Raw genomic sequence first — 11,515 nt, 5'->3', positions numbered from 1 at the left:
AGACAGAATAACAGATCAAACATATCTTGCGCAGTATATGTAAAATCTGTTACTCTGTTTTTTATTGTTTTATCTGCTATTCTGCCTTTACTTTTTTACTTCTTTACTTTTATACTTTTATACTTTTCCCGTCCGTCGCAACTTCCGCCACAGTCTGATCAGGAAGATGGTTCCGCGGAAGGTGAGTTCTGTGGCCATCGCGATCCACACGCCGCGCAGACCATAGGTCTTCGAGAGCCAGAAAGCGAGCGTCAGGCGCACGCACCACATCGAGCCGAGGTTCATCACCGCCGGCCACAGCGTGTCGCCCATCGCCACGAAGACAGCATTACAGACGATGGCGGCCCCGAAGAACGGCTCTGCCCAGGCTTCAATGCGCAGGACGGCAGCGCCAAGGGCCTGCACATGGATATCGGGGGAAAGTACAGCGATCATCTCCGGAGCAAAGATCCACATCAACAATCCCATGAAAGCCATCACGCTCATTGCCAACCCGATTGTACTGGCCGCGAATTTCCGTAATAAGTCTTTCCGTCCCGCGCCATACGACTGCCCGACGAGCGTCGTGGCAGCGTCACTGATACCATAGCCGGGCATATAGCAGAGACTCTCCGCCGTGATCGACAGCGAATGGGCAGCGATAGCCACCGTTCCCAAAGGCGCGACGATACTCGTGGAGATCAGTTGGGCGCCGTTCATCAAGACATACTGAAGGGCAATAGGAGAGGAAATACGGAAAGCCGTACGAGCCACGGACACTGCCTCACCCCCCTGCCCCTCTCCGAAGGGAGAGGGGAGTGAATTGTCTTTTTCCTCTACTACCTCTTCTGTATTTTCCTTTTCATTTATTTCCTGTATAAATCCTTTACGAAAACTCTTCCTTACGAAGTACAGCAAAGGAATGACGGTGACGATGAAGGCGACGACGGAACCATAGGCGGCACCACAGACGCCCTGATGGAAAATATAAATGAAGATATAATTGAAAATGACATCGAAGACACAGAGGGAGATGGCGATGACGCTCGGGCGCTTCATGTCGCCCGTTGCTTTGAGGATATTCGAACTCAGATTCTCCAACATAAAGACGGGAGCGCTGAGGGCAAAGATCAGAAAATAGGCGGAGGCATCACCACTGATTGCGTCATTACCACCAAGCCAATGAGGCAACGGACGAGCCACAAGGGCTGCGGCGGCAGCAAGGAGAATACTTACCGCCAGACAGTAACGATAGCCCTTACGGATAATGTCGCGGGCACGCCCGGCGTCACGGGCGCCGATGGCATGAGCCACCTGCACGCTGAAACCCATGGCTGTAGCCCCCGTGAGAGAGCCGAAGAGCCAACCCGCCGGTTCGATAAGGCCGATGGATGCCGATGCCTGTGCGCCGAGATGTCCGACCATAGAGGCATCGATGAAAAACATCAACACCTGGGAGATCTGCGCAAGGATGGAGGGAATGGAGAAAGAGACGATAAGGCGCAGGATATCCCAACGGGACTGCCGCTCATAGAGTCCTTCGGTATGGAGTAAAGCCGTGAGTTGTTGTTGTGCAGACATTTTATTGTAAACAATAAAGGCGGCCACGAGGGCCGCCCTTATATAATATGGATGATATTCCTCGTTTATTTTCTGAAATACGAATCGAGCTTGATACGGAACACAAGCGTACTGTTGGCCGGTATATAACTCGTAGCGCCATAGGTACCCTGGGCGCTCGTCTTATAAGCCATTTTCGCCGGCATGGTAACGAGCCATTCGTCACCGTTATGCATATGCAACAAAGCCGTAGTAAATCCGTCTACGAGGCCGGAGGTCAGGAAGGTCGTAGGACGCGCCGTGGTATAGTCAGGCACGGAACTGCTGTTCTCCGCATTCCAGGAGGAGTCGAAACTGTCGCCGTTGATGAGATATCCGGCATAATGCACACGCACGCTGTCCGTACTCTCCGAACAGGGATACTTGCTCTTTCCCGTGTGGAGGATCCGCACGGCAATATAGTCGTTGTCCGTGACAGTCGGCGTATACGAAGAGGAGGTCGGCGTGAGATTCTCCAGCGCCCATCTCTTATAGACACGGAAATGCGCCGTGTCACCACTGGCCACCGCCTTACGTGCCTGCGTCAGCGAGTCAGCCCAGGCGGTCGTGTTGCGCGTCTCCCAGTTGTCGTATTTCTCTGCCGTCGTATCATTATCGGTCTCAGAACAGGAAGCAAAGCCCAGAACGGAGAGCAACAGGACAGCAAAAAACAAAATCTTATTCATAAACAGATCATAAAAAGAAAGGCACGTCGTCTGAACGGGCGTGCCTTTCATCTTTTATTCTTAATAATCCTTGATGGTCTTACCAAGCTTCTTCAGCAAGGACGTGATAGATACACGATCCTCGATGATAGAACGGAGCTCAGAGATAGGCACACGCTCCTGCTCCATGGTATCACGGAAACGCAGCGTGACCTTCTGGTCCTTCGGCGTATCGTGATCGACAGTGACACAGAACGGCGTGCCGATAGCATCCTGACGACGGTAGCGCTTACCAATGGAGTCCTTAGGATCACCATAATGGGTATTGAAATGGAATTTCAGGTCATCGACAATCTGCTGGGCAATCTCAGGCAGGTTATCCTTACGGTCGAGCGGGAAGACAGCGCACTTCACAGGAGCGAGGGCCTCGGGGAGATGGAGCACAACACGCGTCTCACCATTCTCCAGTTTTTCCTCATCATAGCTGTGGCACATCACGCTGAGGAACATACGGTCGACACCAATGGAAGTCTCTACATCATACGGCGTATAGCTTTCCTTTGTCTCAGGATCGAAGTACTTGATCTGATGACCGGAGAACTTCTCATGCTGACTGAGGTCGAAGTCTGTACGGCTGTGGATTCCCTCTACCTCCTTGAAACCGAACGGCATCTTAAACTCAATATCCGTTGCGGCATTGGCATAGTGGGCGAGCTTCTCATGATCGTGGAAACGATAGTTCTCGTTGCCCATGCCGAGCGTCTCGTGCCAAGCCAGACGAACCTTCTTCCAGTATTCAAACCACTTCATCTCCGTACCGGGCTTACAGAAGAACTGCATCTCCATCTGCTCGAACTCACGCATACGGAAGACGAACTGACGGGCGACGATCTCATTACGGAAGGCCTTACCAATCTGTGCGATACCGAACGGCAACTTCATACGGCCGGTCTTCTGAACATTCAGGTAGTTGACAAAGATACCCTGTGCCGTCTCCGGACGGAGGTAGATCTTACTTGTGGCATCAGAGGTAGAACCAACTTCCGTGGAGAACATCAGATTGAACTGGCGCACATCGGTCCAGTTCTTCGTACCGCTGATAGGATCTACAATACCCTCGTCGAGGATGATCTGCTTCAGCTCTGCGAGGTCGGGACCCTGCATAGCCTTCGTGTAACGCTCGTGGAGGGCATCACGCTTCTTCTGATGGTCGAGGACACGGGGATTGGTCTCGCGGAACTTCTTCTCGTCGAAAGCATCGCCGAACTTCTTGGCGGCCTTCTTCACCTCCTTGTCAATCTTCTCGTCGTATTTGGCAATCTGATCTTCGATGAGGACGTCAGCACGATAGCGCTTCTTGGAGTCACGGTTGTCAATAAGGGGGTCGTTGAAAGCATCAACATGGCCGGAAGCCTTCCAAACCAAAGGATGCATGAAGATAGAGGCGTCAATACCGACGATATTGCTGTGAAGCAATACCATGGACTGCCACCAGTACTGCTTGATATTGTTTTTCAGCTCCACGCCGTTCTGACCATAGTCATAGACGGCAGCGAGGCCATCATAAATTTCTGAACTGGGGAAGACGAAGCCATACTCCTTGCAATGGCTCACAATCTTCTTGAATACATCTTCTTGTGCCATAATTTTGTAAATTTCGAAATTTGGCCACAAATTTACAAAATTATTTCCGAAAGACAAAAAGAGATAGTATTTTTTAATACCCTTTTTGCCTTCTCATTTTTTTTTGCTAACTTTGCACACAAAGCAAAAAATTTATGAACGACGATATCAAAGATAAGAATAACGCTACAGACGACGAGCTTGAGATCGACGAGCACAGTGACTATCAGCCTGCGGACCGTTTCGATGCCGCCGCCGTCCACCACCTCTCGGGAATGTACAAGAACTGGTTTCTCGACTATGCCTCCTATGTCATCCTCGAGCGTGCCGTCCCCCATATCGAGGACGGCCTGAAACCCGTGCAGCGCCGTATCCTCCACTCCATGAAGCGAATGGATGACGGTCGTTACAATAAGGTGGCCAATATCGTGGGACATACCATGCAGTTCCACCCTCACGGTGACGCCTCCATCGCCGACGCCCTCGTACAGCTCGGACAGAAGAACCTGCTCATCGACACACAGGGCAACTGGGGAAATATCCTCACGGGCGACCGTGCCGCCGCCTCGCGATATATTGAGGCTCGACTCTCGAAATTCGCATTGGAAACGGTGTTCAACCCGAAGACCACAGAGTGGCAGCTGTCGTATGACGGCCGTAACAAAGAACCGGTGACGCTGCCCGTGAAGTTCCCGTTGCTGCTCGCGCAGGGCGCGGAGGGTATCGCCGTGGGCCTGAGCTCGAAGATTCTGCCCCATAACTTCAACGAAATATGCGATGCCGCTATCCATTATCTCCGTGGTGAGGAGTTCCATCTCTACCCCGACTTCCCTACCGGCGGAGCCATCGACGTCAGCAACTACAAGGACGGACAGCGCGGCGGTGTCGTGAAAGTACGTGCGAAGATTGAGAAACTCGACAACAAGACCCTCGTCATCCGCGAGGTACCCTTCGGCAAGACGGCAGCGTCACTTCAGGACTCCATCACGAAAGCCGTAGAGAAAGGGAAACTGAAGATCCGTAAGGTCGAAGACATGACGGCATCAGAGGTGGAGATCCAACTGCATCTCGCTCCCGGCGTGTCGAGCGACAAGACAATGGATGCTCTCTATGCTTTCACCGACTGTGAGACGAATATCTCGCCCAACTGCTGCGTCATCGAGGATGACAAGCCGCAGTTCCTCACGATCAGTGATGTGTTGCGCCATACCGTTGACCGTACGATGGGCCTGTTGCGCAAGGAACTTCTTATCCGCAAGGGAGAACTGGAGGAACAGCTCTTCTTTGCCTCTTTGGAACGGATCTTCATTGAGGAAAGGATGTATAAGGAGAAGAAATTCGAGGGAGCGAAGAACAACGATGAAGTCGTGGCCTTCCTCGACACGAAATTCGAGCCCTTCAAGCCACAACTTCTCCGTGACATCACGCGTGACGATTACCTGCGGCTGTTGGAGATTAAGATGCAGCGCATTCTGAAGTTCAACAAGGACAAGGCCGACGAGCTCATGGCAAAGATAAAGGGGGAGATCGCCGATATCGAGAAAGACCTCGGTCAGATGACGGAGGTAACCATCAACTGGTTTGAATATCTCAAGGAGAAATACGGCAAGGACCATCCGCGCCTCACGGAGATCCGCAACTTCGATACCATCGAGGTGACAAAAGTCGTCGATGCCAATCAGAAACTCTATATCAACCGCCAGGAGGGCTTCATCGGTACGGGACTGAAGAAGGACGAGTTCGTCTGCAACTGCTCGGACCTTGACGATATCATCGTCTTCTATAAGGACGGTAAATATAAGGTGATTCGAAATGCCGATAAGATCTTTGTCGGTAAGAACATCCTGTGGGTCGGTGTATGGAAACGTAATGACAAGCGTACGATCTACAACCTCGTATACCGCGACGGCAAGAAGGGAGCCTATTACATCAAGCGCTGTAATATCCCTTCTATCACCCGTGACCGCGAATACGACTTAACGAAGGGAACGGCGGGCTCTCGTATCATGTATTTCACGGCCAATCCCAACGGAGAGGCAGAGACCATCAAGATCACTCTCGAACCGAACCCAAAGAAGAAGCGCCAGAACATTTTCCTCGAGCGGTCCTTCGCCGATGTCATGATTAAAGGGCGCAGCGCGCAGGGCAATATCCTTACGCGGGAGGAGATCCACCGTATCTCTCTGAAGAGTCACGGCCACTCCACCCTCGGCGGAAGGAAGGTATGGTTCGATCCCGATGTCAACCGTATCAACTACGACGAGCACGGACGCCTCCTCGGTGAGTTCAATGATGACGATATGATCCTCGTAATTCTCGACAACTGTGACTTCTATGTCACCAATTTCGATCCCAACAACCACTACGAGGACAACATCATGCGCATTGAGAAATGGGAAAAGGACAAGGTGTGGACAGCCGTACTCTACGATGCCGACAACAACGGCTATCCGTATGTCAAGCGCTTCCTCATGGACGCGACGCGGCGGCCGCAGAATTTCCTTGGCGAGAATAAGGACTCCCGTCTCATCCTTCTCTCCGATGATCCCCGTCCTCTGCTCCGTGTCACTTATGGCGGTGCCGATGCCTTCCGGGGTACGGAGGATATCGATGCTGAACAGTTCATCACGGTCAAAGGTTTCAAGGCTAAGGGCAAGCGACTGACAACCTACGAATTGGCCAAGATAGAAGCGGTGCCTCAACCCTCCGATGATGATACTCAATCCTCTTCTGATGACGCTCAATCCTCATCGGATAGCTCTTCCGCCTCAACAGATGCCTCTCTTGAAGGCAACCAATCTGTCCCTGATGGCGCCTCACAAGAGGAAGAGAATCTCGATCCCGACAAGGGAAAGAGCCAGCAAGAGGTCGCTGACGAGATTACTGGCCAGACGAATTTCTTCGATAAACTGGATGAATAATTGCGAAACATGATGAATCATGTCCCTACCAATTATTCTATCTTGAACACCAATGCGATATCATTCGGCAACCGCTCGGGGACTTGTATCTGCAAGCCTTTATCGGTTGCACGAAATGAGACGACACCATAGCCCAGAAGGGAAACCTTCCGGGCTTTTTTGATTGCCTTCAGCGTCACGACACTGTCACCCCCGGGAACGGCCAGTGTCGTGGCATAGACGACACGGTTCTTTTTGACATACCGGATATCCTGTGCGGTGTAATGGACCTTTCCCTCATTGAAGCCTTGATCCTTCATCGGATTCTTCGCCTCAACAGCAGGACCCTCACCGAACTGCTTCCATGGGCGCGTGCCATAGATACTCTCGCCGTTGACTTTCAGCCAGGCACCGATCTCTTTGACGATCTTATATTCCAAAGAGTCGATCGTCCCGTCCGCCTTCACCGGAACACTGAGAAGAAGGTTTCCGTTCTTGCTCACCACATCGACGAGGGTCTGGATGACGGTCTGCGCGCTCTTATACGTACCGTCATAAAGCCGCCGTTTGTCGTAATGCCAGGAGCCGATACACGTACAGGTCTGCCATGGCAGCGGCTGTATAGCATCGGGAGCGCCACGTTCCACATCCCACACCATAGCTTTCTTATGCCAGTCTTTCAGAATCTTTCCCGTCACCACAGCCTCATTACGTCCGTGATGCTCCGCCATACTCCTATTATATATATGTGCCAACAGATTGACACCGGCATCACAGAAAGGATAGAGCGGTAGGACAGTATCGTCGAAATAGACGACGGCAGGATCATAACGGTTAATCATATCCATCGTACGGTTGTATACACGGTCACAATAAGCCTGATCAGGCAGCGTAACTTTCGCCGGATCCCAGTCCCATTCGCCGTTGTCCTTGCTCAGCACATGCCGCTGTTCGTAAAGATCCTGCGGGTCGTAGCCTTCCCACCACATACCTTTACCGTCGTCCTTCGTCAGTCGACCATCGTAGGTCTGTCCGCGGAAAGTTCCCTTACTGTCAGCCCCGCGTGAGGGCTCATAGAAGGTCCAGGCATGAGCGAGATGAACACTCAGACCGAGCGGCATATCAAGTTTCCGGCAGGCATCGGCCCAACCCTTCAGAATATCTTTCTTCGGTCCCATATTCACGGAGTTCCACGGCTGATATTTGCTGTCCCAGAGGTCAAAGTTGTCATGATGATTAGCCAGGGCGAAGAAATATTTTGCGCCACAGTCTTTATAGAGCGCCACGAGTTTCTCCGGATCCCAATTCTCAGCCTTCCATTCGTGAATCCAGTCCTTGAATCCCCAGTCGCGCTGGGGGCCCTTCGTCAGCTTACTGAAGTTATAGGCATCAGTGCCATCCACATACATCAGTCGGGCAAACCAGTCGCCCATCTCCGGCTCACACTGTGGTCCCCAGTGGGCCCAGATACCGAACTTCGCATCCCGGAACCATTCGGGACAATGATAGTCGGAGAGACTCTCCCACGAAGCCTTGTATTTTCCTTTCATCACCGGCTCACGGGAGGTATCGACATGCACCCTCACGGCGGCCTCAGCCTCCTTGGGAGAGTTATAGATATTCTGCGCGTGCAGGCCCAACGGCAGCAACAACAGTGTGCAAAGACAGTATTTGATCTTCATACGACGGAAATAGTTTTGGTTTTTAAGTCGTCTGCAAAGTTACAACATTTTTTTTGAAAATCAAATCTCAATCACTTTTCATCTGATCAAGATTTGGAAATTTGAATGAATTTTCCTATATTTGCATACCTAATAATGTAGGGACTTGATTGATCATGTTCCACACCCCGTTAAAGAAAATATGCTAATGAACAACCATCTTGAGAAAAATCATCAGTTGATCCATGGCCGCGACTGTATCTGCTATCAGCGGGGAGAAGCGCCGGAATATCTCCTGCTGCAACCTGTTGACGGCCACGACATCAAGGAACTGGATACGGAACTCGACTATATCTGTCGGCACAGCGACAAAGCCTTCCGCTTCATCGCCGTGCCCGTTACGCGCTGGTTTGACGAACTGGCACCGTGGCCGGCACCACCCATCTTCGGCAAGACGCCCTTCGGGAATGGTGCAAAAGAAACGTTGGAATGGATAAAAGCCAACCTCTTTCCCTCCCCAACGGAAGGGCATAAGAAAGCCGTCATACTCGGCGGCTATTCTCTTGCCGGACTCTTTGCCCTTTGGGCAGGCTACCAGACAGAACTGTTCGACGGTATCGTCGCCGCCTCCCCCTCTGTATGGTATCAAGATTGGATCGATTATGCCGAACAGCACGCCCCCAAGGCCGGACGTTTCTATCTCAGTCTTGGAGACCGTGAGGTTCATTCCAAGACGCCGATCCTTACCACAGTGGGCACAGCTATCCGCCGTCAGCAGCAGCTTCTCACCGATACACATATCCCGAACACCCTGGAGTGGAATCCCGGCAACCATTTCATGGACAACGGCATTCGAACGGCCAAGGGGTTCGTCTGGGTAATGAACAAGTAAGGAAGGCCTCTCCCAACCCTCCCCCAAGGGGGAGGGCTTTTTTATTTCCACTGTAATCCGTCAAACATCACCCATGTAATCTTCTTTCCTCTCGGAACCACGGGTTTGGCGAAAGAACCATGAAGCACGAGGATCGTCGTCTTTCCCTTCGGGGCGGCAGCGACGGCAGCCTCGGGCGTGAAATAATTGCCACGACCTTCATCAGAGACGATATAGTCGAAATGACGGACATGCGGTTTCAGAGCGGGCACGGCGTCACCGAGGGCATCCGCGAGGGCGCCCGCCATGACATGAGCGCCATAGGCATTATAATGGGTGTTGTCCTGACGGCCCTGCGGCGCTTTGACATACTCCCCGGGCTTCAGCCACATATGAAAACGACGGGAGCCGTCGACACCGGCCTTCTGTTCAATGTCATGGGTGACCTGATAAGCATCGACAAACACGGCGCCATATTTCTTTGCGACACGGGCAGCCACATAACGGTAAGCGCCATGAGTGTCTACAAGGGTATCACTGTTCACCTGCTCGCCCTGCAGCGTCGTCTCCCGGAGTTTCTCATCATCTTCCTGCTTGGCAGGCTGCAAATAGAAGTTGCGACGGGCAACAGGACTCATGAGAATCGGTGTGGCACCCTTGGCCTTCGTCTCAATGACATACTGTGCCAGGTGGGCGTCGAAGGTCGTACCGACATCGGTATGACGCTTCGGATCCGGCTTCTCGTCGTTATGGCCGAACTGGATAATGACGTAATCGCCGGGCTTAACCTTGTCGATGACCTCCTTCCACCGGCCGTCGGTATAAAAGCTGCGCGAAGAGCGGCCGTTGACAGCATGGTTCTCGATGCGCACGCCCTCGTCGAAGAAGCCCTGGAGCACCATGCCCCAGCCACGCTCGGGATTGCCGTCGGCAATATTTTTCTCCGCTGCCGTGGAGTCACCGATAATAAATACCGTCGGCACATCGGGTTTCATGGCCATAGCCATCCACACTACTGCCAACAGTCCTAAAAATCCAAATAAATGTAGATGTTTCATTACGTTGTTTGTTTTGGTTTGTTTCAGATGCAAAAATACACAATTTTTTTGACACTCCCTCATACAAATAGCATTTACTTTTTTACTTCTTTACTTTTTTACTTATAAAAAAAGACCCGCAGGCATTCACACGCATACGGGTCCGGGACATATATATAATTCGTAGATAGTTTTTCTATTTCTTCAGCCTTTATAATTCATTGATCCTTTTGTAGGTGTCGTCCTATTGCGGCCACGCAAGGAAGATGGGGAATATGTAGGGAAATGATTACTTTTTGTTTCTTCAATGCGGGTGCGTGGCCGCAACATGGCGGCCACCTACATAAAGAAAACACGTCATGGTTTTTGTTTTTCTAGGTTTTCTTCTTCTATTCAAAATAAATCCGTAATTTTGCATCGAATATAAACATTCAAGCATATGTTGAAAGAAGTAAACTACAAAGATTTGAAATTCAACCCCTTCAACCTCATCGGCGGGGAGTGGATGCTGGCCAGTGCCGGCAATGAGAAAGATGGCTGCAACACGATGACCGTCTCCTGGGGCGGCCTCGGCTGTCTGTGGGGCCACAACGATCCCGTGGCAACCATCTATCTCCGTCCGAGCCGTTATACGAAGACGTTTGTTGACAAGGAGGAGTTCTTCACCCTCTGTGTCATGGATAAGTCGTTCAAGAAACAGATGGCCTATCTCGGCTCCGTCTCCGGACGCGATGAGGACAAGATCAAGAAAGCTGGTCTCGAGCCCGTCTTCGCCGACGGCACCGTCTATTTCTCCCAGGTCAAGCTCGTGCTCGTCTGTCGCAAGATGTACGCTCAGGAGCTGCAGGAGAAGGACTTCTTCTATCCGAAGACCATCGAGGAGAGTTATCCCCAGCGTGACTTCCACACGATGTATATCGGCAAGATCGAGAAGGTCCTCGTCCGTGATGATGAATATCTGAAATAACGCCGTAGGGACATGATTCCCCATCTTCCTTGCGTGGCCGCAACAAGACGGCCACCTACAATTCCCGGATCAAAATCCCGTTGCGTGCCACCCCATGTCTCTCCCTCTTTTTTACCCCAAGTATATGTTTGAGAATCGCGGGAAAATCAACAAACGGACAATCGGCCGTCTATACGCGAAATATGAGGTTGTTTGGTAAGTTGCAGATTATCA

General features: G+C 51.6%; 8 protein-coding genes. 3 read left to right on the top strand and 5 right to left on the bottom strand.

What is annotated here, in order from left to right; all coding sequences use genetic code 11:
* Positions 1–117 precede the first annotated feature (117 nt).
* From G604_RS0110510 to G604_RS0110500, 3 genes are all read right to left on the bottom strand, one after another.
* The gene (locus G604_RS0110510) at positions 118–1,560 is read right to left on the bottom strand and encodes an MATE family efflux transporter (protein ID WP_028910533.1); all 1,443 of its coding nucleotides are present in this window, start codon (positions 1,558–1,560) and stop codon (positions 118–120) included.
* A gap of 65 nt (positions 1,561–1,625) precedes the next feature.
* The gene (locus G604_RS14175; RefSeq protein ID WP_196801122.1) at positions 1,626–2,264 is read right to left on the bottom strand and encodes an FKBP-type peptidyl-prolyl cis-trans isomerase; all 639 of its coding nucleotides are present in this window, start codon (positions 2,262–2,264) and stop codon (positions 1,626–1,628) included.
* A 60-nt stretch (positions 2,265–2,324) separates the two neighbouring features.
* Complete coding sequence (locus tag G604_RS0110500; RefSeq protein ID WP_028910532.1) at positions 2,325–3,887, bottom strand: glycine--tRNA ligase; 1,563 nt, start codon at positions 3,885–3,887, stop codon at positions 2,325–2,327.
* Between the two features lie 134 nt (positions 3,888–4,021).
* Here G604_RS0110500 and G604_RS0110495 point away from each other — a divergent pair, with 134 nt between their 5' ends.
* On the top strand, positions 4,022–6,787 hold the full coding sequence (locus tag G604_RS0110495) for a DNA gyrase/topoisomerase IV subunit A (RefSeq protein ID WP_028910531.1): 2,766 nt from the start codon (positions 4,022–4,024) through the stop codon (positions 6,785–6,787).
* Between the two features lie 32 nt (positions 6,788–6,819).
* Here the strand turns inward: G604_RS0110495 and G604_RS0110490 are convergent, their stop codons facing one another.
* Entirely contained in the window at positions 6,820–8,448 is a 1,629-nt protein-coding gene (locus tag G604_RS0110490) for an alpha-L-fucosidase (RefSeq protein ID WP_028910530.1), read from the bottom strand.
* A 187-nt stretch (positions 8,449–8,635) separates the two neighbouring features.
* Between G604_RS0110490 and G604_RS0110485 the strand changes: the two genes are divergently transcribed.
* Positions 8,636–9,319, top strand: a complete 684-nt coding sequence (locus G604_RS0110485; protein WP_036905377.1) for a hypothetical protein — start codon at positions 8,636–8,638, stop codon at positions 9,317–9,319.
* Positions 9,320–9,360: 41 nt separating this feature from the next.
* On the opposite strand, the gene G604_RS0110480 is transcribed toward G604_RS0110485, so the two are convergent.
* Positions 9,361–10,356, bottom strand: a complete 996-nt coding sequence (locus G604_RS0110480) for a rhamnogalacturonan acetylesterase (RefSeq protein ID WP_028910528.1) — start codon at positions 10,354–10,356, stop codon at positions 9,361–9,363.
* 421 nt (positions 10,357–10,777) lie between these two features.
* Between G604_RS0110480 and G604_RS0110475 the strand changes: the two genes are divergently transcribed.
* Complete coding sequence (locus tag G604_RS0110475; protein ID WP_028910527.1) at positions 10,778–11,302, top strand: flavin reductase family protein; 525 nt, start codon at positions 10,778–10,780, stop codon at positions 11,300–11,302.
* The last annotated feature ends 213 nt before the right edge of the window (positions 11,303–11,515 follow it).

This window comes from Prevotella sp. AGR2160, assembly GCF_000424185.1.
GTDB lineage: Bacteria > Bacteroidota > Bacteroidia > Bacteroidales > Bacteroidaceae > Prevotella.
This window is presented reverse-complemented; position numbering and strand designations above follow the sequence as displayed.